This window comes from Barrientosiimonas humi (assembly GCF_006716095.1).
In the GTDB taxonomy this organism is placed as follows: domain Bacteria; phylum Actinomycetota; class Actinomycetes; order Actinomycetales; family Dermatophilaceae; genus Barrientosiimonas; species Barrientosiimonas humi.
Window position 1 is genome coordinate 3,087,491 of record NZ_VFOK01000001.1, and the last position, 22,153, is coordinate 3,109,643.

Below are 22,153 nucleotides of genomic sequence, written 5' to 3' on the forward strand. Positions count from 1 at the left end.
AGACCCCCTTCCACGGCGGTCGAGTAGGCCGGAGCGCTAGCTGAGGCCGCATCGAGACCCCCTTCCACGGCGGTCGAGTAGGCCGGAGCGCAGCGGAGGCCGTATCGAGACCCGTCGGCTCCCTCTGTGGTCACCGAAAGGCGCCGGGAAGCGGGAGCCGGTGCCTGGTCGGCCTGGTCTGACGGCTCACCGTGGCGACGTTTCTGACAGAGCCCGACGTTGTTGACACGGACTGGCGTTGTTGACAGACGTGCGTGCTGTAGCAGCCCTTTGTGTCAACAACGCACTGTCGTGTCGAGATCGTGGGGTCGGGTCAGGACCGACCCCCCGGACTGGCCAGAATCACCCAGACTGGTCACTTGCAACCGACCAGTCTGATAGTTAGTGACCACTCTGGCGCCGTACGCCATCGGCGACTCGCGAATCCGACGTCACCCCAGGCGTACTCACGCCTCCCGGCGTCTTTCGGTCAGCACACGAGTAGGTGACGTGGTCTCGATACGGGCTCGCCTAGCGGCTCGCCCTACCCTTCGATACGCGCTCGTCCCTCGCGCTACTCAGGGCGGCGCTCGACCAGCGTGGTGGGGGTCTCGATACGGCCTCGCCCAGCGGCTCGGCCTACTCGACCAGCTTGTGGGCGACTCGCTCCGGCCCGCTCGACCCGCGCGACGGGGTCAGCTGTCCAGCATCACCGAGCGGCTGAGGTTGCGGGGGCGGTCGGGGTCGAGGCCGCGGGCGGCGGCGCGGGCGACGCACAGGCGGTGCACGCGCACCAGCTCGGCCATCGGGTCGGCGTCGCGGTGCTCGAAGTGCGCGCCGGTCTCGGCGACGTCGTCGGCGAGGCCCTCGGGCACCTCGCCGATCGCCCACACGACGCGGCCCGGCTCGGCGATGCTGATCGGGCCGTGGCGGTACTCCATCGCGGGGTAGGCCTCGACCCACATCTGGTTCGACTCGCGCAGCTTCAGCGCCGCCTCGTTGGCGAGGCCGACGGTCCAGCCGCGGCCGACGAAGCTGATCTGGTCGGCCTCGACCAGCGCGCCGAGCACCTCGGCCTCCGGGGCCTCCAGCACCGCGCGCGCCTCGTCGATCGCGGGCGTCAGGTTCTCGCCCATCGCGGCGCGCAGGATCGTCAGGGTCGTGGTGGCGAAACGAGTCTGGACGACCGACTCCTCGTCGACGTCGTCCATCAGCACGGTGTGCTCGGCCAGCTCGGCGATCTCGGTGCCGGGCGTGGCCACGAACGCGACGTGCGGCGTGCCGGCGGCGCGCAGCTCGCGGACGACGTCGACGACCTCGCTGGTCGTGCCCGACCGGCTGATCACGACGACCCGGTCGTAGCCGCGCGCGAGGTGGTGCTCGGAGGCGGCGAACGCGTCGGTCACGCCCTGCCCCAGCTCCTCGCGGCGGGCGGCGTACGCCTGGCCCATGAACCACGACGTCCCGCAGCCGATGGTCGCCACCCGCTCCCCCGCGCGCGGCAGCACGTCGACGAGCGAGGGCACCCGCGCGACCGCGCGCGCCCAGTCATCGGGCTGGGTGGCGATCTCGGTGCTGGTGTGGCTGGACGCGGGGCTCATGCGCGACCTCCGTACGGGTGAGCAGATCTGATCGTTTGAGTCACCAATCTTGCACAGTTGCGCACACGCGTCCAGGTGGATTCGTTAGATTCGTCCCGTCCGCACGCCCCCTCGAACCGCTGGGAGCCAGCACCTAATGACCGACCTGCGCCTCGGCCTCGTGGGCTTCGGCCTGCGCGCCAACCTCGCGACCACCGCCCACCGCCCCGGCGAGGGAAGCCGGGTCACCGTCGTCGCCGACCCGCTGGCCGCCGCCCGCGAGCGCGCCGCCGAGCTCGTCCCGGGCGTGCGCACCGTGCCCGACCTCGACGCGCTGCTCACCGACGCCCGCGACGACGTCGACGCCGTGCTGCTGCTCACGCCCGACCACCTGCACCGTGACCACGCGACCGCCACGCTCGAGGCGGGGCTGCCGACGTTCCTCGAGAAGCCGATCGCGACGACGGTGGCCGACGCCGACGCGATCCTCGAGACCGCCCGGCGCACGCGTACCCGCCTGTATGTCGGTCACAACATGCGGCACATGCCGGTGGTCACCGCGATGCGCGAGGCGATCCGGGCCGGCGCGATCGGCGACGTGAAGGCGGTGTGGGTGCGGCACTTCGTGTCGGCCGGCGGCGACTTCTACTTCCACGACTGGCACGCCGACCGGCGCAACACGACCGGGCTGCTGCTGCAGAAGGGCGCCCACGACATCGACGTGATCCATTGGCTCGCAGGCGGATTCACGCGTTCGGCCGCCGCCGTCGGGAGCCTGTCGGTCTACGGCGACGTCGACTCCCGCCGCGACAACTCCGACCGGCGGCTGCGCGACTGGTACGACGTCGGCACCTGGCCGCCGACCGCGCAGCGCGACCTCGCGCCGGTGCTCGACGTGGAGGACATCTCGATGGCCAACCTGGTGCTCGACGGCGGGGTGCTCGCGTCCTACCAGCAGTGCCACTTCACGCCGGACTACTGGCGCAGCTACACCGTCATCGGCACCGCCGGCCGGCTCGAGAACGTCGGCGACGGGCCCGGCGCGCAGGTGCGGATCTGGGACCGCCGGACCGACACGTACGCCGACCCCGACCGGGTCATCGAGGTCGGCGGCGACGACGAGGGGCACGGCGGCGCCGACCCGTTGCTGGTCGCCGAGTTCGTGCGCTTCGCCCGCGACGGCGGCCCGACCGAGACCTCGCCGGTCGCGGCGCGTCAGGCGGTCGCGGCCGGTGTCGCCGCGACCCAATCGCTGCGCTCGGGCGGCGGCATGGTCGAGGTGCCCGGGCTCGACCCGGAGGTCGCGGCCTGGTTCGCCGCCGACCAGCAGTAGCCCTCCCCATCCGGTCGCCAGTCGCTGGTCGCCGGTGTCCGCGACTGTCCGCACCGACACCCGACGTACGCCCTCGGCCGGAATATTGGTTGGCGCTCCACCCTTGGGGCTGAAGTACTCTCAGAGTGATACGGCGTCGTATCACCCTGCCCGCGGCTCCCGTCACTCCGCGGAATCCCTTCGCCTCCCTTTGGAGAAGCATGTCTACCGCTGCCCCGCCGGAGTATCCGGACAAGATCGACGGCGCCGTGCTCAAGGTCGCCGGTGTCGTCGTCCTCGGCGCGATCATGTCGATCCTCGACATCACCGTCGTCAACGTCGCGCTGCCGGTCTTCCAGACCGAGTTCGCGACCGACCCCGCGCAGCCGCTGGCGTACTCCACCGTCGCGTGGACCGTCACCGCCTACACGCTCGCCCTCGCCACGGTCATCCCGCTGACCGGCTGGGCCGCCGACCGCTTCGGCACCAAGCGCCTCTACCTGCTCGCCGTCGCGCTGTTCACCGCCGGCTCCGCCCTGTGCGCCGCCGCGGGCTCCATCGAGATGCTGATCGCCTTCCGCGTGCTCCAGGGCCTCGGTGGCGGCATGCTCATGCCGCTCGGCATGACGATCATGACCCGCGCCGCCGGCCCCGACCGGATGGGCCGCCTGATGGCGATCCTCGGTGTGCCGATGCTGCTCGGCCCGATCCTCGGCCCGATCCTGGGCGGCTACCTCATCGAGAACCAGAGCTGGCACTGGATCTTCCTGATCAACGTCCCGATCGGCATCCTGGCCCTCGTCTACGCCTGGGTCGTGCTGCCCGCCGACTCGGTCGAGCCGTCCGAGACGCTCGACCTCACCGGGCTGCTGCTGATGTCGCCGGGTCTGGCGCTGTTCCTCTACGGCGTCTCGACGATCCCCGAGGCCGGCACCATCTTCGACGCAGAGGTGCTCATCACGATGGTCATCGGCGCCGCGCTGATCGTGGCGTTCGTGCTGCACTCCTTCCGGCCCGCGCACCCGCTGCTGGACCTGCGGCTGTTCAAGAACCGCAACCTCACGGTCGCGACCGTCACCATGTTCCTGTTCGCCGCGGCCTTCTTCGGGGGTCTGCTGCTGGTGCCGACGTACTTCCAGTCGGTGCGCGGTGAGTCGACCCTCGACGCCGGTCTGCTGGTCGCCCCGCAGGGCATCGGCGCCATGCTGACCATGCCGATCGCGGGCGCCCTCGCCGACAAGCTGCCGGTGGGCCGCATCGTGCCGGTCGGCCTGGTGCTGATCGTCGGCGGCATGTTCGCGCTGACTCAGGTCGGGTCGGACACGTCCTACACCTACCTCGTCGCGGTGCTGTTCGTGCTCGGCCTCGGCATGGGCGCCACGATGATGCCGCTGATGACCTCCGCGCTGAAGACGCTCACCCACCACGAGGTGGCGCGCGGCTCGACCCTGCTGAACATCGTCCAGCAGATCGCGAGCTCGGTCGGCGTGGCGATCATGTCGGTCGTCCTCACCAACAACATCGCCGACCGCCCGCTCGCCGGCCCCGCGATGGCCACGCACGCCGACCCGGCGCTCACCGAGCGGATGGGCGGCTCGCAGGTCGTCGCCCAGGGTCTGGCGCAGGCCGGTGACGCGTTCGCCCAGACCTTCTGGGTCGCCGCGATCCTCGTCGCGCTGACCCTCGTGCCCGCGGCGATGCTGCCGCGCAAGCGCGAGAAGTCGCACCTGCTCGACGACGAGGGCGAGGCCCGGCCGCCGGTCGTCGTGCACTGAGCGAGGCGACAACCTCAAGCATGAGCGAGGCGGACAGGCATGCCTGTCCGCCTCGCTCATCTTTCGGGTGTCTCGCGGGGCCCGATGAGCACGTACGCCCTCGCGCTCCGCGCGCGACCGGCCCGGCTCAGCCCACGCTGGTCTGGGTGCCCGTGCCGTTGCTGCCGACCGCGTCGAGCAGCGCCTCGTTGAAGGCCGGCAGGTCGTCAGGGTTGCGGCTGGTGATCAGGTTGCCGTCGATGACGACCTCCTGGTCGACCCACGACGCGCCGGCGTTGCGCAGGTCGGTCTCCAGGCTCGGCCACGACGTCAGCTGCTTGCCCTGCACGACGTCGGCCTCGATGAGGGTCCAGGGCGCGTGGCAGATCGCCGCGACCGGCTTGCCCGACAGCAGGAACTCGCGCACGAACGCGACCGCGGCCGGGTCGGTGCGCAGGGCGTCGGGGTTCGCGACCCCGCCGGGCAGCACGAGCGCGTCGTAGTCGTCGATGCTCGCGTCGCCGACCACCGTGTCGACGTCCTTCTTGTCCGCCTTGTCGAGGTGGTCGAAGGTCTGCACCTGACCCTCCTCGGTGGAGAGCAGGCTCGGCTCGTGGCCGGCCTTCGAGACGGCATCCCAGGGGTCGGTGAGCTCCACCCGCTCGATGCCTTCGGTTGCAGTGAGGAACGCAATCTTCTTGGCCATGGCGGCAAGTCAACGACACCCGCACGGCTGCGGACCACACCCCCAGGTGGGACCTCAGGCGCCGGCCGACACCTGCCGCCGGGCCGTCTCACCCGCCCCGTTGGCCCCGTTGGCCCCGCCGGCCTCGCCGGCCTCGCCGGCGGTGTCGGTCGCGGCCGGCGCGGTCTGAGGCTCGGCCGGCTCGGCAGGCGTCGGCAGCACCCGCGCCAGCACCCGCTCGATGAGCAGCCCGACGGTGACCGCGAGCGCGATGCCGACCGCAGCCCCGACGAGCGGGTTCTCCTTGACCCAGTGACCGGCGAGCGCCCCGAGCGCGACGGAGTAGGTCGCCCACGTCGCGCACGACAGCGCGGTCAGCCCAGCGAACCGTCGCCGGCCGTACCCCGTGCTGCCGGCCGTGAGGTTCACCGCGACCCGGCCGACCGGGATGTAGCGCGCGACCAGGATGATCACGCCGCCGCGGCGCTCCAGCTGCTGCTCGGCCCACACCCGCCCGCGGGCCACCCGAGGCGAGCGGGCGGACAGCCGGTCGGCGTCGATGCGCCGGCCGATGGCGTACGCCAGGTTGTCGCCGAGCCACGCGCCCACCGCCGCGACGACGGCGAGGGCGACCAGGTTGGGGGCGCCCGAGGCGGCGCCGACCGCGGCGAGCGCGATGAGCAACGACTCGCTCGGCAGCGGCGGGAAGAGCCCGTCGAGCATCGCGAACGAGAAGATCACCGGCAGCACCCAGGCCGCGGCGGCGTGGTCGGTGATGAGCTGGTTCAGCTGGTCGAGCACGGCCTTGGTCTCCCCGGGGTGGCGGCGCGGCCGCCCTGCGCGACCGTCCTTACGACGGTCTCAGCCCCGGTGAGGTTGCACATCGGCCGCGAGTCCAGACCCGCGTACGACCTAGGTATGACATCGGCCGGCTCGGGGCGCGGTCAGCCGGAGTTGCGCAGCGCGGTGGCGAGGCCGTTCATCGTCAGCAGGATGCCGCGGCGCACCTGCGGGTCCTCGTCGCCGGCGCGGTATCGGCGCAGCAGCTCGATCTGCAGGTGGTTCAGCGGTTCGAGGTAGGGGAACCGGTTGAACACCGAGCGCTTGAGCGCGGCGTTGTCCCACAGCAGGTCGTCGTGGCCGGTCACGGCCGCGAACATCCGCACCGTGCGGGCGTGCTCGTCGACGATCTTGCCGAACACCCGCTCGCGCAGCGCCTCGTCGTCGACCAGCCGGGAGTAGCGCTCGGCGATCCCGAGGTCGGACTTGGCCATGACCTGGGCCAGGTTGGACATCACGGTCTGGAAGAACGGCCAGCGGGCGTAGTAGTCGCGCAGCGTCGCGAGCCGCTCGGCGTCCTCGCCGACCCACTGCTCGAGGGCGGTGCCGGTGCCGTACCACCCCGGCAGCATCACCCGCGACAGCGACCAGCTCATCACCCACGGGATGGCCCGCAGGTCGGAGATCTGCTCGGTCGGTTTGCGTGACGCCGGGCGCGACCCGATGTTGAGGTCGCCGATCTCCGCGACGGGGGTCGAGGCCTTGAAGTAGTCGACGAATCCCGGTGTGTCGTGGACCAGCTCGGCGTACGCCGTCCTCGCCAGAGCGGCGATCTCGTCCAGGTGGGCGTAGGCCGCGGCGGTGTCGCCGAGACCCTCGACGTCCAGCAGCGACGACTCCAGCGTCGCCGACACCAGCGCCTCCAGGTTGCGGGTGGCCAGCGGCGGCTCGGCGTACTTCGCCGCGATGATCTCGCCCTGCTCGGTCAGCCGCAGCGAGCCCTGCACCGCGCCGGGCGGCTGGGCCAGGATCGCCTCGTAGCTGGGGCCGCCGCCGCGACCGACGGTGCCGCCGCGGCCGTGGAACAGCCGCAGCCGCACGTCCTGCTCGCGGGCGACCTCGACCAGGTCGAGCTCGGCGCGGTAGAGCGCCCAGTTCGCCGCGAGGTAGCCGCCGTCCTTGTTGGAGTCGCTGTAGCCGAGCATGACCTCCTGCAGGCCACCCTTGGAGTCGACGAGCTGGCGATAGACCGGCACCGCGAGCGCCGCGCGCAGCGTGGTCGCCGACACCTGCAGGTCCTCGATGGTCTCGAACAGCGGCACGATGTTGACCGGGCAGGTGGCCGCGCCGTCGCCGGGGTCGAGCAGCCCCGCCTCCTTCAGCAGCACCGCGCACTCCAGCAGGTCGGAGACGCTGGTGCACATGCTGATGACGTAGTTCGGCACCGCCTCGGGCCCGAACGTGCGCACCGCCTCCGCGGCCGCCGCGGTGATCGCGAGCTCGCGCGTGGTCTGCTCGGAGAACTCCGCGCCGCGCCCCACGAGCGGCCGACGCGAGGCGAGCTCGGCGACGAGCAGCTCGACCTTCGCGTCCTCCTCGAGCGAGGCGTAGTCGGGGTGCACGCCGGCCCACGCGAACAGGTCGGAGATCGTCTCCTCGTGCACGTCGGAGTTCTGACGAAGATCGAGGCCGTAGAGGTGGAACCCGAACGACCGCAACGCTTCTCGCAGACGAAGCAGGCGGTCGTCGGCGATCAGGTCGTCGCCGCGCGAGCGCAGCGACGCGTCGATGACGTCGAGGTCGGCCAGCAGCTCCTCGGGCGTCTCGTACGCCGTCGCACCGTCCACCTGCTTCGCGCCCTCGGGGATGGCGCCGAAGAACCGGACGTACGTCTGCTGCAGCCGCCCGCGCGCCCAGCGCACCGCCTGGCGGTACGGCTCGTCGTCGCGGGAGTCGCCGGTGTTGCGGGCTGCGAGAGCGAGCAGCTCGTCGCTGACCGGCGACATGCGTACGGACATGGAGAGGCTGGTCTCCAGGTCGGCGAGCTGGCGCAGGTAGTGGGTCAGCGCGGTCTGCGCGGCGCGGGAGGAGGCGGTGCGCACGACGTCGGCGTCGACGCCGGGGTTGCCGTCGCGGTCGCCGCCGATCCAGGATCCCGCGCGCAGGAGCGGCTCGGGCAGCAGGTCGAGGCCGGGGTAGATCTCGTTCAGCTCGCGGCGCACCCGGGCGTTGAGCTGCGGCAGGACCTCGAACAGCGACGCCTCGAAGAAGCGCAGGCCTACCTCGATCTCGTCGCGGATCTGCACCCGCTGCAGCCGGATCAGCGCGGTCTGCCACAGGGTGAGGATCTGGATCTTGATGTCGCGCAACGCATCCCGCTCCTCCTGCTCGGAGAGGGTCATGCGCTCACGGGTGCGCATCCGCTCCTTGATGCGGCTCTGCGCGTCGAAGACGGTGCGGCGCCGGGTCTCGGTGGGGTGGGCGGTGATGACCGGGACGATCTCGGCGTCGCGCAGGGTGTCGGCGACGACCTCGGGGGCGGGGCCGTCGGCGCGCAGCTTGGCGAACGTGGCGGCGAGCGAGCCGTCGGGGGCGGGGTCGTCGGACGCCACGTGCAGGGCGCGGCGCCGCTCGCGGTGCAGGTCCTCGGCGAGGTTGGCCAGGAGCGCGAACAGGCTGAAGGCGCGGATGACGTGCAGCGCGTCGCGGGTGGTCTGCCCGTCGAGCAGCTCGGCGAACCCGGCGCGGTCGACCTCCTGACGGCGCACGGCGAAGGCGCGGGTGCGCGCCTCCTCCACCAGGTCGAAGACGCGCTCACCCTCCTGCTCGCGCAGGACGTCGCCGAGCAGTCCGCCGAGGAGGCGGATGTCCTCGCGGAGCGGCTCGGTGGCGGCGCGGCCGTCCTCGGTGACGTCGAAAACCAGGTGCTGCTGCGACATGCGCACCAGGATGGGCGTTACCGATCGGTCATGGGGCGCAACGTTCGGCAGGTGGAAGCGGCGTTCGTCACATCCGTTCCGCAGATTTCCTGACGGGCTAACTTTCGGGAGCGTAAGTTATGCGTGTGAGCCTGATGACGACCACCGTCCGTCCTGCCGTCCGCTGGAGCGTCGAGCACGCCCTGCCCCGCCAGGTCCTGCGCATGTCCGAGAAGCGGGGTGACATCCAGGCCCGCCTGGTCGCCGAGTCGCGGCACGTGGCGACGCCCGACCTCGCGGGGCTGTTCGACGAGATCCGGGGGCGGGGGCGGCTGGTGCGCACCGACCTGGCCTATCTGACCGCCACGCACGAGGTATGCCGGGAGGTGCTGAGCTCGCCCGACGTCAAGGCCGGCTTCCCCGCTCCCGACAACCCGGCGATCGCGCGCATCCTCGACTGGACCAAGACCGAGACGCTGCACCCGGTGCAGCCGCCGTCGCTGCTCGCGGTCGACGGACCCGACCACACCCGCTATCGCAAGCTGGTCACCAAGGTCTTCACGGTGAAGGCCGTCGAGGCGCTGCGCGGCCGGGTCGAGGAGATCGCGGCCGGCCTGCTCGACGAGATCGCGGCCAGCGGGGCCGACCAGGTCGAGCTGGTGGAGGCGTACTGCTCGCGGCTGCCGGTCGCGATGATCACCGAGATCCTCGGTGTGCCGCCGCAGGACCAGGACCTCGTGCGTGGGTTCGGCAGCGCCGCCGCGCCGAGCCTCGACATGGGGCTGTCGTGGAAGATGTTCCGCAGCGTCGACAACGGGCTGACCGAGTTCGACACCTGGCTCGACCAGCACCTGGAGAACCTGCGCCGCAACCCCGGCGACAACCTGATGAGCAAGCTCGCCGCCACCCGCGACGAGGAGGGCGGGCTCAACCTGGTCGAGCTCAAGGCGACGGCCGGGCTGGTGCTGGCCGCCGGCTTCGAGACCACGGTCAACCTGCTCAGCAACGCCATCGCGCTGCTGCACGACCACCCCGAGCAGCGCGAGCTGCTCAAGGCCGAGCCGGAGCGCTGGTCCAACGCCGTGGACGAGGTGCTGCGCTTCGATCCGCCGGTGCTGCTGACCGGGCGCAAGGTCGACAAGGCCACGACGATCGCGGGGGTCGACCTGCGGCCGGGCGTGGTCGTGACCACCGTGCTCGCCGGCGCCAACCGCGACCCCGAGGTGTTCACCGACCCCAACACCTTCGACGTCACCCGCGAGAACGCCAAGGACCACATGGCCTTCTCCGCCGGCCGCCACTACTGCCTCGGCGCCTCGCTCGCGCGGCTCGAGGGCGAGGTGGCGCTGCGGGCGCTCTACGAGCGCTTCCCCGACCTGCAGGTGCTCCCCGGCGCCCAGCGCCGCAAGACCCGGGTGCTCCGCGGCTTCCAGGTGCTGCCCGCCACGGTGTGAGGGCGCGGCGCCGCGAAGGCGTCGCGGCCGCCGTGCTCGTCGCCCCAAGGAGAAGCCTCGCAGCCGCTTTACTCTGGGGCGTGTGGTGCGCCACCCCCCTCGTGGCGCACCCCGTGCACCACCTCGCGGTGGTGCATGACGTGCCCCAACGAAGAGCCCCGGCGAAGTCAGGTCAGGGGAGGCGAACCCCACGCCCGAGCGTCGCCCGGCCTGGCGCACCAGGCGCCCCAGAGTAAAGCCGCCGCGCGAGCGTCACGGGGCGGCCGTGAGCCACGCAGCTCCGGCTCACCTCACGAGCGGGTGACCGCGCGCATGACCGTGCCGGCGGTGGCGCGGGCGGCCTGGGTCAGCGGGAGCCGCTTGGCCTGCCACCGGCGCAGGTCGCCCTCGGCGTTGAGCGTCTCGGCCAGGGTCACCGCGTCGACGATCGCGTCGCAGGCTCCGCGGCCGAGGTTGGGGGTGGCGGCGTGCGCGGCGTCGCCGACGACGACGTACCGGCCGCGGACGTACGTCGGGAGCGGCGGCGCGACCCAGAGGCGGGTCGCGATCGTGTCGGGTCCGGCCTGCTCCAGCGCGCCGCGGACGACCCGCGCCGCGCCGGCGAAACGCTCGCGCGCCTCCGCGAGAACCGTTGCGGCGTCGAGGGGTTCGGGACCCAGGTCGCTGCGGTGCGTGGTGAACCAGTACTCCCGCTTCGACCCCGACGGGCCGAACGACATCAGGCCGAAGATCAGCCCCCGCCCCCAGTACTCCCCGGCCAGCGACGGCGTCGCCGCCGGGCGGACCCCGCGCAGCGCGACATAGGGCGTCTCGACCCGCTCGGCCGCGCGCGGGTGCACCAGGCCGCGCACCACGCTGCGCACCCCGTCGGCGCCGACCACCAGGTCGGCGTCCAGCGAGGCGGGGTCAGCCACCGCCTGCTCGACCCGGCGCACGCTCGGCGGCACGACTGCCTCGAGCCCGGCCAGCAGCTCCGGCCGCGGCACCGCGAGCAGACCGGGGCGGGTGATCGGGCTGAGCGGCCGGCCCGTGATGGAGTACAGCCGCCCGGCGCCCGGCTTCTCGACCTTCGGCTCGGCGCCGACGCGGGCGAGGGCCTTCAGGGCCGAGGGCCACAGCCCGAGCGGGGCGCCCAACGCCTTGCGCTCCGGCTCGGCCTCGTGCAGCACGACCTCGAACCGGTCGGGGTCGAGCCCCGCCGCCAGCGCCAGCCCGGCGATCCCGCCGCCGACGACGGCGACGCGACGCGGCGTCACTCGGCGGCCGGGAGCCCGAACTTGTCCCGCTGGTCCGCCGGCACCAGAGCGAGGTAGTCGTCCTGGTGGGTGTCGATGTACTTGCGCACGAACGGGCAGAACGGCAGCACCGCGAGCCCACGCCCCTTCACCTCGTCGAGCGCGGTGCTGACGAGCTCACCGGCCAGACCACGGCCGCTGTAGTCGGGCCCGACCTCGGTGTGCGTGAACGCGATCCGGTCGGGGGACAGGCGGTACTCGGCGAAGCCGGCCACCGTGTCGTCGACGAGGATCTCGAAGCGGTTCTCTTCCGGGTTGTCGCGAACGGTCGTGCTCATCGGGCCTCCTCGGCTCACGGCGGGAACGGGTCCCATCCTGCCTGGTCGGGTGCTGCGTCAGCGGACGTACAACGCCTCGATCTGGTCGGCGTACATCTTCTCCACCACGTGCCGCTTCACCTTGAGGGTGGGGGTCAGCTCGCCGGTCTCCTCGGTGAAGTCGTCGGCGAGCAGCGTGAACTTCTTGATGCCCTCGGCGCGCGAGACCAGCGCGCTGGCCCGGTCGACCGCCTGCTGCACCTCGGCCCGCAGGTCGTCGTCGTCGACCAGCTGCTCGGCGGTGGAGTCGCCGCGATCGTGCTCGGCCGCCCACCGACGTACGCCGTCGGGGTCGAGCGTGACCAGCGCCGCGACGAACGGGCGACCTTCGCCCACGACCATCGCGTGACCGACGACCGGGTGGGCGCGCAGCTCCTCCTCCATCGGCCCGGGCGCGACGTTCTTGCCACCGGCCGTGACGATGATGTCCTTGCTGCGCCCGGTGATGCTGAGGTAGCCGTCGTCGAGCGTGCCGAGGTCGCCGGTGCGGAACCAGCCGTCGTCGAACGCGGCAGCCGTGGCCTCGGGGTTGCGCCAGTACTCCGCGAACACCACGCCGCCCCGCAGCTGGATCTCGCCGTCGTCGCTGATCCGCACGGCGTTGCCCGCGATCGGCCGCCCCACCGACCCGACGCGGGTCATCGTCGGCTGGTTGACGGTGATGGCGGCGCACGACTCGGTGAGGCCGTAGCCCTCGTAGACCGGCACGCCGACCCCGCGGAAGAAGTGGGCCAGCGAGGCGCCGAGCGCGCCGCCGCCGGAGATGACGGTGTCGCACTGGCCGCCGAGCGCGTCGCGGATGGTGCGATAGACGAGCCGGTCGAAGACGGCGTGCTGCGCCCGCAGCGCCCGCCCCGCGCCCGGGCCGCCGGTGTCGGACGACTCCTGCGCCCGGCTGCTGTCGGCCGCCACCTTCTCGGCGCGCCGGAAGATCGCCGCCTTGGCCCCACCGGCCTCGTCGGCCTTGGCGCGGATGCCGTCGTGCACCTTCTCGAACACCCGCGGCACCCCGAGGATCAGGTGCGGGCGGAAGCTCGCGAACTTGTCGACGATGGTGCCGAAGTCGCCCCAGAAGCCGACGGTCGCGCCGCCCTCGCTGGTGGCGTACGTGACCGCGCGGGCCAGCACGTGCGCGAGCGGCAGGAACATCAGCACCCGCCGCCCGGGCGCGGCCGCGACCCCGATCGGTTGCGACAGCAGACCCTGCGCCTCGGCGGCGAGGTTGCGCTGCTGCACCACGCAGCCCTTGGGGCGCCCGGTCGTGCCGGAGGTGTAGATGATCGACGCGGCCGAGTCGAGGGTCACCGCGTCGCGCCGCTGCTCCAGGGTGGCGTCGTCGACGTCGGCGCCGCGCGCGGTGAGCTCGGCGACCGCCCCGTCGTCGAGGCACAGCACCGGGACGTCGACACCGGCCTCGGCGACCGTCTGCGCCATCTCGGGCGTCTCGACGACGACCAGCCGCGCCCCGGAGTCGCGCACGATCCACTCGACCTGCGAGGCCGACGACGACGGATAGATCGGCACGGTCGCCCCGCCCGCGGCCCACACGGCACAGTCGAGCTGGATCCAGGCGTAGCTCGTGCCCGCCATGATCGCGACCCGGTCGCCGGGCTCGACGCCCGAGGCGATCAGGCCCTTGGCCGCGGCCGCGACGCCGTCGCGGTGCTCGGTCGCGGTGATCGGCTGCCAGGTCTGGTCGAAGACCTCGAAGCTGACGTGGTCGGGGTCCTGCTCCGCCCGCCGCCAGGCCAGCCGCGCGAGGTTGTGCTCCTCCCCCAGCTCGACCTCCAGCGGCACCGCGAACTCGCGCGCCGCGGTGTGCGTGTCAGCAGACACCGACCCCTCCGAGACCTCGTACGACCCTGGACGCTCCCCCATCGGTTGACGGTAACGCCCGAACGGGTGCGACGCGCCGGTGGGCCGCAGAAGCGGGCCTACGACCGCCGCGGCAGCGGCTCGGGGTTGCGGTGACCGAAGGTCTCGCCGGCGTTGATCGCGGTGCGGTCGTTGCCGTACGTCGGCAGCGGGTTGGCCTTGAGCGTCGCCGCGAGGTGCATCAGGTTCCAGCTCATGATCGTGGTGTTGCGCCGGGTGAACGCGTTGCCGAAGCCGACGGCGCCGTCGTCGGTCGGGTCGCCGTAGGACGGGCCCGGGCCGATCTCGCCGATCCAGCCGCAGTCGGCCTGCGGCGGGATCGCGCAGCCCAGGTGCTGCAGCGCGAACAGCAGGGACATCGCGGTGTGCTTCACGCCGTCCTCGTTGCCGGTGATCACCGCGCCGCCGACCTTGTTGTAGAAGATCGACTGGCCCCGGTCGTTCAGCTCGCCGGACATCGCGTAGAGCCGCTCGATGATCCGCCGGCAGACCGAGCTCTCCTCACCGAGCCACAGCGGCGTGCCGATGACGACGATGTCGGCCGCGTCGAACAGCGGCCACAGCTGCGGCCACGCGTCGTCGGGGAAGGTGTCGCTCATGTCGGGCTGCACCCCGGGCGCGATCGCGTGGCGCACGGCGTGCACCTCCTCGACCTCGACGCCCGCCCCGCGCATCAGGTGCGCGACCGCGTCGAGCAGCCGCCCGGTGTGCGAGGTCTGCGGGTCGGGGTTGAGGGTGCAGTTGACCAGGACGGCCTTGAGGTCGTCGTAGCGGGGTGCGGTCGTCATGACCCCACTCTGCCCGGTGACGCACCCATCGCCCGCAGCAACCGACGTACGTCCTCGCGGCCTTGCGACGCGACCCACGCCGTCCGCCCGCGCCCGTCGCGGGAGGCGAGGTCGGCCCCGGCGCGCAGCGCCAGCGCGACCTGGTCGGGCCGGCCCGCGGCCGCCGCACGCACCAGCTCGGCGTCGGGATCAGTGGGCCGGGTCGCGGTGCTCGCCGCGGCCAGCGTCGCCTCGATCGTGCGATAGCCCCGCTCGCGGGCCATCTGCAGCGGGGTGAGCCGCTCGTTGCCGGAGGGCCGGTCGAGCTGCACGCCGCCCGCGACGAGCACGCGCGTGGTGTCGATGTGCCCCTCGTCGTCGGCACCCAGCCACACGACCTCGTGGATCGCCTGGTAGCCGATGCGGTTCACGTGGTCCTTGCTGATGCCGGCGCGCAGCAGCCGCCCCACGATCTGGGCGTGCCCGCGCTCGGCGGCGCGGATCAGGCCGGTGCCGTTCCAGGAGTCGAGGTCGTTGATCCTGGCGCCGTTGCGCAGCGTCAGCTCGAGCACGCCGGGGGCGTTGTCGGCGGTGGTGATCAGGTAGGCCGACTCGCCGCCTGCGTCCTTGGCGTTGACGTCGGAGCCGGCGGCGATCAGCCGCTGCGCGGCCGGGACGTCGTCGCGGCGGGCGGCCTGCCGCAGGGCCTCGTCGTCGCGACCGGTCACGGGAGCCGGCGAGGGCGTACGGCTCGTGGCGGCCGAGCCACTGGCCGCCGGGTCGGCGCCGCCCGACCCGCCCGCGCTGCACCCTGCGACAAGGGTGAGCGCGAGCAGGCCGAGCAGGTCGCGACGGTTCATCGCCGGGGCAGGACGACGACCTCGGGGTCGCCGACGGGGGCCGGCTCGTCGAACCGGCTGTCGACCGCGAGCAGCTGCCCGTTCAGCACCTTCGCGGTGGTGAGCACCCGCGTGGGGTCGGTGGCGCGGTCGCTGAGCAGGGTGGCGGCGCTGCCGTCGGGGCTCAGCCGCAGGGTGGTCACCCGGCGCTCGAAGTTGCGGATCACGGTCAGCTCGGTGCCGTTGCGCACCAGGCCGTCGGCGTCCTTCAGCCCGGTGCCGCCCTCGACCGGGGTGAACTCTCCGGTGCCGAGGTCGACCCGCCACAGCAGGCCCGCGTTGCCCTGCGCGACGACCAGCGCCGAGCGGTCGGTCGACGTCACGATGCCGCCGAGGTTGAAGCCGGCCTGACGCTGCACGACACCCGACCCGTCGGCGAACACCGTTGCGCCCCAACCGTTCTCGCCCTGGGCGACGCGGAAGATGCGCGGGTCGTTGGAGTCGGTGAAGTACGCGGCGCCGTCCGGCCCGATCGTCACGTCGTTGACGAACGTGTCGCTGCCGGGCATGCGCAGCGCGGTGAGCAGCTCGCCCTCGGGGGAGTACACCCAGACGTCGGGCGCGCCCGGGTGGTCGATGCCGTTGGGGCCGCCGGCGACGTACACGTTGCCCGCGCGGTCGGTGGTGACGCCGCGGGCCGTCCAGCGACCGTCGGTGCCGTTGCCGCCCAGCCACTCGCTCGAGCCGCCGCGCAGCGTGCCGCGGTGGATCTCGCCGCCGGTGGTCTCGCTGACGTAGTAGGTGCCGCGGCGCTGGTCGACCCCGATGCCCTCGAGCTTGGCGCCGTCGTCGGCCCCGGCGAGCGGGAGCGTCTGCGTCGGGAGCACCGGGTCCGGGGCGGGGCGTGCGGCCTGCGCACCGGGCACGGCGGCGGTGAGCGCCACGGCCGCCAGGCTCGTGGCGGCGAGGGCGGTGGGGATTCGGGTCATGCGCATCGGGGTCGGCCTTCCGGGTCGGGAACCTTGGCCACCACGATCCCCGCGGGCGCGGCCGCCCGCATGACCCGCGCGGCCAGCGCTGGATAGCCGAAAGGTTGACGCACCCCGCCCGCCGGATCCGTACGCTCGCGGCCATGGCCGCGCCGCCCGGGAACCCCGCCGACACGCAGGTCCACGGCCGCCGCGCCGGCCGCCGGGACCGCGCCGGCTCGGCAGGTGCCTCGACGCGGGCGTCGACGCGCGCCGCCCTGCCGGTGCCGCTGGACCGGCTGCTGCTCGCGAGCCTGGTGGTGCTGGTCGTCGCCTCGACCTGGCGGTTCCTGACCCGGCACACCATGGCCGACGGCGGACTGCTCGTGCTGGCCCTGGCCGCGGCCCTGCTGCTGACCCAGGCGGCGGCGCTGCGGGTGCCGTCGGGGAGCGGCCGGCGCACGGCGCTGGTGCTCGTCTCGACGCTCGCCTGCGTCGTGCTGGTGCTGCTCGCGCCGTCGTTCGCGTGGTGCGCGGTGCCGGTGGCCTTCGCGGTGCTCGGGACCCTGCCGGCCTGGCCGGCCACCGGCATCACGATCGGGCTGGGCGTGCTGGTCTCGGTCGCGTGGGCGCGCGTCACCGGCGCCCTCGACCTGACCCTGGTGGCCGGACCGACCGTGATGGCGCTGGTGACGGTGGCCGCGGCGCGGGCACTGCAGGCGCAGGCCGAGCAGCAGCGGCGGCTGGTCACCGAGCTGGTCGACGCGCAGGCCGAGCTGGCCGAGGAGCAGCGGCGCAGCGGGGCGCTCGACGAGCGCAACCGCCTCGCGCGCGACCTGCACGACTCTGTCGGTCAGACCCTCACCTCGGTGGGTCTGGTGCTGTCGGCGGCCGAGCGCGACCTGGAGCGCGACCCCGCCCGGGCCCGCGCCCGGATCACCACCGCCGCCGAGGCGACCCGCACGGCCCTGGCCGAGGTGCGTACGGTCGTCGCCGACCTCTCGCAGGGCGCCGGCACCTCGGGCGAGCGGTTGGTCGTCGCGCTGCGCGGGCTGGTCGCCGAGCTGCCGCCCGGCACGGTCGGTTCGCTGGCGGTGCACGGTGACGCCGGTGACCTCCCCGCGCCGGTCGCCGACGCGCTGCTGCTCAGTGCTCGGGGCGCCCTCGCCAACGTGCGCGAGCACTCCGGGGCGAGCCGGGTCGCCGTGACGCTCACCGCGCTCGACGACGAGGTGCGCCTCGACGTGCGCGACGACGGCCGCGGGTTCGCGACCACCCCGGGGCGCGCACCGGGAAGTCGCGGACGAGTCGACCGACGCGGGCACGGGATCGCCGGGATCCGTTCTCGCACAGAGGCGCTCGGCGGCACGACTGCTGTCGAGAGCGCTCCCGGTGAGGGCACCAGTCTGTCCATCGCCCTCCCGACCCAGCGGGGTGACCGGTCGTGATCCGGGTCGCGCTGGTCGACGACCACCCGCTCGTACGCTCGGGTCTGTCGGCCCTCATCGACGGCGAGGACGACCTGCAGGTGGTGACCCAGGCCGACAGCCTGGAGACGGCGGTCGCCGCGCTGCGCGAGACCCCCGCCGAGTGGTGCTGATGGACCTCAACCTCGGCGACGGTCCGGGTGGCGCGGAGGCCACCGCCGCCGTGCTCGCGCTCGCCGAGCCGCCGGTCGTGGTGGTGCTGACGACGTACGAGACCGAGGCCGACGTCATCGCCGCGATGCAGGCGGGGGCGTCGGGCTATCTGCTCAAGGGCGCGACCGCGGAGGAGCTGTTCGCCGGCATCCGTGACGCCGCCGCCGGCCGCTCGGTGCTGGCGCCGTCGGTGATGCAGACGCTGGTGCGCCGCGCGACGCCCGGGCCTGACGTGGTGACCGAGCGGGAGGTCCAGGTGCTGCGGCTCCTCGCGCAGGGCCTCGGCAACCGTGAGATGGCGGCCCAGCTGCTGGTGTCGGAGGCGACGGTGAAGTCGCACCTCGCGCACCTCTACACCAAGCTCGGCGTCACGACCCGCACCGGCGCGGTGTCGGTCGCCCTGGAGCGGCGGATCATCCGACCGCCGGGGTGACCACCGCCGCTGAGAGTGCGCAAGTGGCCCATCCGGCGGGGCCGGAGTGGGCGTGTCGCGCACTCTCAGCGCGCGGCGTGCGCGCAGCGCGCCAACCAGTCGCGCAGCAGGACGCTCGTGACGTCGGGGCGCTCGATCTGGGCGTTGTGACCGGCGGCGTCGAGCACCGCGAAGGTGGCGCGCGGGAAGCGCTCGAGCAGCGCCCACTGGTCTGCGTAGCCGACCACGGAGTCCTGGCGACCGGTGAGGATCAGGGTGGGGCGGTCGTACGACAGCGCCTCGCACTCCGGCAGCGCGTAGCCGCCGGACTGGATCCGCTCCAGCGCCTCGTCGTCGGCGGTGGCGAGCCCGGACCCGATCTCGGCGCAGAACCGCTCGAACGTCTCCCGGGTCTGCACGACGGCCAGCGGCTCGAAGGTCGCGAGCTCGTCGGCGTCGAGGGAGGACATGAGGGTCTCGTCGCGCTCGATGACCGTGTGCGTGGGCACGGTGCGGTCGGCGTGCATCGGCACCACGACGGGGCACACGAGCGCGAGGCCGAGCACCTGGTCGGGCCGCTGCCGGGTCAGCTCGGTCGCGAGGTAGCCGCCGTAGGACTCCCCCACCAGCAGGAACGGTTCGGCCCCGACCGCGTCGGCAACGGTCTGCTCGACGGCTGCGAGAACGTCTGCGGTGGAACGGATCTCGCGTGCGGCGGACGAGCCGCACCCCGGCAGGTCGAGATAAACCCGGCGGAACCCGTCGAGCTCGCCGAGGACCGGTTCGAGCATCCCGGCCATCAGCCGCCGGTCGGGTCCGAATCCGTGCAGCGCCACGACGGGGGTGCCCTCGCCGACGATCTCGGTGCTCAGCGTCGCCATGCCCTCCAGCATGCCCGAGCCAGCACCAGCCCGTACGCCCTCGCGGACCTCCGCAGGCACGTGCGCCCGGGCATCCGAGCCGTGAACCGTTGTGCAACAACTCCCACCGCACGCCCGGACTTGATTAGCGTCTGCCCTAGGGCAGTACGTACGGATGGGGAGACGACGTCATGGGGCGGAAGAACGCACCCGCTGCGCTGTCTACGCACGACGCAGCGGTCTGGCACACGATCGATATCAACCAGCGCCTGGAGCGCGGCGGCCTCGCCGAAAGGCCTCCGATACCGACAATGTTCCGACCTCACCTTGGCCCGGGGGAGCGGGTTCTGGCGGACGGTGGCGTCGTACTGCGCGAGTTCTGTTCAGCGGGAGACGGCAGTTACCACCACGATTCAAGCTTCTTCTTCGCGTCGGGCGCGGGCGGACTCGCGCTGACCGGAGCTTTCGCAGCCGCGCGGGCCGTTGGCAACTCGCGTCGGAAGGCCGCCGCGGCCAGTGCCGCCGCCCAGCAGTGGCGCCCAATCGCCTCGGGCCGGATCTTCGTCAGCACCCACGGCTTCTACCTTCAAGAACCCACCGGGATGCACCCCTGGGTCTTGTCCGCAATCACGGGCATGGAAGTGGTCGCACCGGGGGTCTCGATGCTGTCCGGAAACTCTGACCGTGGCGCTATCTGTTGGCTGGTCGAGTCGGAGTGGGCCGAACTGGTTTTCACGTTATGGGCTCACCAGCTATACCCACAGCACCCGCAGCTGACATCCTTCGCCTGGATTCCGCCCGGGTGGCAGCAGCGCGTCACCCAAGCCGGCATGGCGCTGCCTTCGTACGGCCGCTCAGAACTGCCCTCATGACCGGGCTGGTTCGCCGCTCTAGCGGCCCCGTCTCTCATGGACTCCCACGCGACGAGACCGGCAGCCGAAACCTCGCTGATGCTGACTGGGGCGGCGCCCCCATCCAGATCGATGCGCTGGGGGTCGCTCTACCCACGAACCTAGGTGCACGCGTCGCGTCCGCGGTGACGACAGACCCCCGGGTGCGGCGGCGTGGCACCAGGCATTACCGGCTTCGCATCGGTTGGCTTGCAGGCGCCCAGGGAGTGGTGGTCGTCCGCCTGGAGCAGGATCTGCTAGCGCTGCCCGATGGAAGGTTTCGCGCACAAGGGGCATATCGCCATGCCGAGACGGAGACTTATCTCGCAGTCGAGACCCCCGGCCGCCGAGTGGGTGACGTTCCGATGGATGCCTCTCGTGCGGTCGACGCCGAGCTTGGCGGAACCCACGAACCAGCGCTAGATGAGATCGCGTTCCTTCCAGCGAAGGTCCGGCGATCGTTCGTGGGACGGGTCAGATCCCCTCGCTACTTCTCGGCGGAGGCTCTCGAATGGAACGGTGGGCAGCGCCACACCGTTTCAGGACTACGCCTCGATGATCGAGAAGCATGCGTGGTGCAGGCAGCGCACCACCGTGACACCACCCATTGGGTAGTCGAACTGGTCACCTACCGGCTCCGGGTTGACCGGGCTCAGCTCGCGCATCCGGGGTGGACAGGGTGACCGGTTCCACCGAGCCGGACTATTACGACGTCCTGGACCTCAAACCCACGGCCAGCGCATCGATGATCCGGGCGGCGTACCGGCTCAAGGCCAAGGACATCCACCCTGATCGCGCGGGTGCAGAGGGGGCCATGGCGCGCCTCAACGAGGCCTACGCCGTTCTCAGCAGCCCCGGGCGCCGGTCCGAGTACGATCGCGGCCTCGCTCGGGAGCGGGAGAAACAGGCTTCGGCTCCGGAGGCTGAGCAGCCCGTCGTGGACGACTGGGGCCGCGAGACATCTTGGGCCGATGTCTCACAGCCGTCTGCTGCCAGCTCGGCGGGAAACCAGCAACCGTGGCCTGCTGACCCACAGCCCGGACCCGACCCTGCGCCCCGATATCCCTGGGAGCCCGGTGGGGAACAACCCCCTCCCATGCCAACACCGGGGTTCCCTGTACCCGGGTACGCCCCACCAGCTCCCAGGGGCCCGCTGTGGGGCCGCCTTCCGGCTGACCGCGCTGGCGCACGGCCTGCGCGGGTCAGCACCAGACTCCTCGTGGGGCTAAGCGTCGCGTTCGCGCTCCTCCTCATCGTCGGAGGATGGGTGTTCCAGGACGCCGACGCCGCGGTTACCAACGCCGTCTTCCTTGCTGTTCTCAGCGTCTTGGCGTACGCGACCGGTGGCCGGCGCGCCGCCGGCGGCGGACTCTTGAGCAATCTCTATCTGCCCTATGCCGCCATCCTGACCCTGTTCGCGTGGTGGTGCTGGACCCGGACGGATGCCATCACCGGTGCAATGGTCACGGCCTGGCTGCTCGCCTTCGTCGCCGCCGTCGAACTGCGGCATCGATTCTTCACCGGTAGATAACCCCGTACGCCCTCGCGGACCTCCGCAGACACGTGCGCCCGGGCGCACCGCTCAGCGGTGGACCGCTCGGCGGGGCACCGGCCAGGCGCGGCGACGGGCGAGGTCGGGCGGCGAGGGCGGGCCCGAATCACCCCTGTGGGTCTTCCCCACCAGCCGTGGTCCTGCCTACGGTCGCCACGTCCGGTCAACCACGACATTCACAGGAGCTATTCGTGGCAACCCCTCGCAAGTCGTCCACATCGAAGAGCGACGAGCGCCCGGAGGCTGTCGTCGGCAACGGCGGCGAGCTGCACCAGC

At 72.3% G+C, this 22,153-nt stretch carries 19 protein-coding genes and 1 pseudogene; 9 read left to right on the forward strand and 11 right to left on the reverse strand.

The features are described 5' to 3' along the window. Positions 1 to 674: 674 nt before the first annotated feature. Positions 675 to 1,580 (reverse strand): SIS domain-containing protein, encoded by a 906-nt coding sequence (locus tag FB554_RS14335; protein ID WP_142007074.1) that lies wholly within the window; start codon positions 1,578 to 1,580, stop codon positions 675 to 677. Positions 1,581 to 1,716: 136 nt separating this feature from the next. Between FB554_RS14335 and FB554_RS14340 the strand changes: the two genes are divergently transcribed. Both FB554_RS14340 and FB554_RS14345 read left to right on the forward strand, forming a co-directional pair. Beyond that, complete coding sequence (locus FB554_RS14340) at positions 1,717 to 2,892, forward strand: Gfo/Idh/MocA family protein (RefSeq protein WP_142007075.1); 1,176 nt, start codon at positions 1,717 to 1,719, stop codon at positions 2,890 to 2,892. Between the two features lie 200 nt (positions 2,893 to 3,092). Beyond that, positions 3,093 to 4,646 (forward strand): DHA2 family efflux MFS transporter permease subunit, encoded by a 1,554-nt coding sequence (locus FB554_RS14345; RefSeq protein WP_142007076.1) that lies wholly within the window; start codon positions 3,093 to 3,095, stop codon positions 4,644 to 4,646. A 127-nt stretch (positions 4,647 to 4,773) separates the two neighbouring features. On the opposite strand, the gene FB554_RS14350 is transcribed toward FB554_RS14345, so the two are convergent. The 3 genes from FB554_RS14350 to ppc form a co-directional block, all read right to left on the reverse strand. Then, complete coding sequence (locus tag FB554_RS14350; protein ID WP_142007077.1) at positions 4,774 to 5,331, reverse strand: type 1 glutamine amidotransferase domain-containing protein; 558 nt, start codon at positions 5,329 to 5,331, stop codon at positions 4,774 to 4,776. A gap of 54 nt (positions 5,332 to 5,385) precedes the next feature. Further along, positions 5,386 to 6,111: a DedA family protein gene (locus FB554_RS14355; protein WP_142007078.1), complete on the reverse strand. Its 726-nt coding sequence runs from the start codon at positions 6,109 to 6,111 to the stop codon at positions 5,386 to 5,388. A gap of 143 nt (positions 6,112 to 6,254) precedes the next feature. Next, on the reverse strand, positions 6,255 to 9,029 hold the full coding sequence (gene ppc, locus FB554_RS14360; RefSeq protein WP_142007079.1) for a phosphoenolpyruvate carboxylase: 2,775 nt from the start codon (positions 9,027 to 9,029) through the stop codon (positions 6,255 to 6,257). A gap of 134 nt (positions 9,030 to 9,163) precedes the next feature. On the opposite strand from ppc, the gene FB554_RS14365 reads away from it, so the two are divergent. Continuing rightward, positions 9,164 to 10,462 (forward strand): cytochrome P450, encoded by a 1,299-nt coding sequence (locus tag FB554_RS14365; RefSeq protein WP_142007080.1) that lies wholly within the window; start codon positions 9,164 to 9,166, stop codon positions 10,460 to 10,462. A 290-nt stretch (positions 10,463 to 10,752) separates the two neighbouring features. Here FB554_RS14365 and FB554_RS14370 read toward each other — a convergent pair whose 3' ends face one another. The 6 genes from FB554_RS14370 to FB554_RS14395 are packed head-to-tail and all read right to left on the reverse strand — an operon-like array spanning position 10,753 to position 16,550. Beyond that, positions 10,753 to 11,718 (reverse strand): FAD-dependent monooxygenase, encoded by a 966-nt coding sequence (locus FB554_RS14370; RefSeq protein ID WP_170206896.1) that lies wholly within the window; start codon positions 11,716 to 11,718, stop codon positions 10,753 to 10,755. Beyond that, positions 11,715 to 12,035, reverse strand: a complete 321-nt coding sequence (locus FB554_RS14375; RefSeq protein ID WP_142007082.1) for a GNAT family N-acetyltransferase — start codon at positions 12,033 to 12,035, stop codon at positions 11,715 to 11,717. The genes FB554_RS14370 and FB554_RS14375 overlap by 4 nt, the downstream gene beginning before the upstream one ends. A 57-nt stretch (positions 12,036 to 12,092) precedes the next feature. Further along, a complete protein-coding gene (locus FB554_RS14380) occupies positions 12,093 to 13,952 on the reverse strand; it encodes an AMP-dependent synthetase/ligase (RefSeq protein WP_142007083.1) in 1,860 nt (619 codons plus the stop codon). A gap of 56 nt (positions 13,953 to 14,008) precedes the next feature. Further along, positions 14,009 to 14,737 (reverse strand): flavodoxin family protein, encoded by a 729-nt coding sequence (locus FB554_RS14385; RefSeq protein WP_142007084.1) that lies wholly within the window; start codon positions 14,735 to 14,737, stop codon positions 14,009 to 14,011. Further along, on the reverse strand, positions 14,734 to 15,576 hold the full coding sequence (locus FB554_RS14390; protein ID WP_142007085.1) for an ankyrin repeat domain-containing protein: 843 nt from the start codon (positions 15,574 to 15,576) through the stop codon (positions 14,734 to 14,736). The genes FB554_RS14385 and FB554_RS14390 overlap by 4 nt, the downstream gene beginning before the upstream one ends. After that, positions 15,573 to 16,550: an SMP-30/gluconolactonase/LRE family protein gene (locus FB554_RS14395; RefSeq protein WP_142007086.1), complete on the reverse strand. Its 978-nt coding sequence runs from the start codon at positions 16,548 to 16,550 to the stop codon at positions 15,573 to 15,575. Before FB554_RS14395 ends, FB554_RS14390 begins: the two co-directional genes overlap by 4 nt. Before the next feature lie 137 nt (positions 16,551 to 16,687). Between FB554_RS14395 and FB554_RS14400 the strand changes: the two genes are divergently transcribed. From FB554_RS14400 to FB554_RS14405, 3 genes are read left to right on the forward strand one after another with little or no spacing between them, the layout of a single operon-like run. Continuing rightward, entirely contained in the window at positions 16,688 to 17,971 is a 1,284-nt protein-coding gene (locus FB554_RS14400) for a sensor histidine kinase (protein WP_142007087.1), read from the forward strand. Continuing rightward, positions 17,968 to 18,123, forward strand: coding sequence for a response regulator transcription factor (locus FB554_RS17675; protein WP_236022156.1), 156 nt, complete (start codon positions 17,968 to 17,970; stop codon positions 18,121 to 18,123). Before FB554_RS14400 ends, FB554_RS17675 begins: the two co-directional genes overlap by 4 nt. Continuing rightward, positions 18,123 to 18,596, forward strand: coding sequence for a LuxR C-terminal-related transcriptional regulator (locus FB554_RS14405; RefSeq protein WP_236022157.1), 474 nt, complete (start codon positions 18,123 to 18,125; stop codon positions 18,594 to 18,596). The genes FB554_RS17675 and FB554_RS14405 overlap by 1 nt, the downstream gene beginning before the upstream one ends. A 65-nt stretch (positions 18,597 to 18,661) precedes the next feature. Here the strand turns inward: FB554_RS14405 and FB554_RS14410 are convergent, their stop codons facing one another. Further along, a complete protein-coding gene (locus tag FB554_RS14410; protein WP_142007088.1) occupies positions 18,662 to 19,456 on the reverse strand; it encodes an alpha/beta fold hydrolase in 795 nt (264 codons plus the stop codon). Between the two features lie 170 nt (positions 19,457 to 19,626). On the opposite strand from FB554_RS14410, the gene FB554_RS14415 reads away from it, so the two are divergent. The 3 genes and pseudogenes from FB554_RS14415 to FB554_RS17680 all read left to right on the forward strand — a co-directional run bounded on the left by FB554_RS14415 (position 19,627) and on the right by FB554_RS17680 (position 21,856). Then, positions 19,627 to 20,307, forward strand: a complete 681-nt coding sequence (locus tag FB554_RS14415) for a hypothetical protein (protein WP_142007089.1) — start codon at positions 19,627 to 19,629, stop codon at positions 20,305 to 20,307. Between the two features lie 697 nt (positions 20,308 to 21,004). Further along, a pseudogene (locus FB554_RS17945) lies at positions 21,005 to 21,190 on the forward strand (J domain-containing protein); the annotation flags it as partial. A 402-nt stretch (positions 21,191 to 21,592) separates the two neighbouring features. Further along, positions 21,593 to 21,856: a hypothetical protein gene (locus FB554_RS17680; protein ID WP_236022158.1), complete on the forward strand. Its 264-nt coding sequence runs from the start codon at positions 21,593 to 21,595 to the stop codon at positions 21,854 to 21,856. Positions 21,857 to 22,153: the final 297 nt, after the last annotated feature.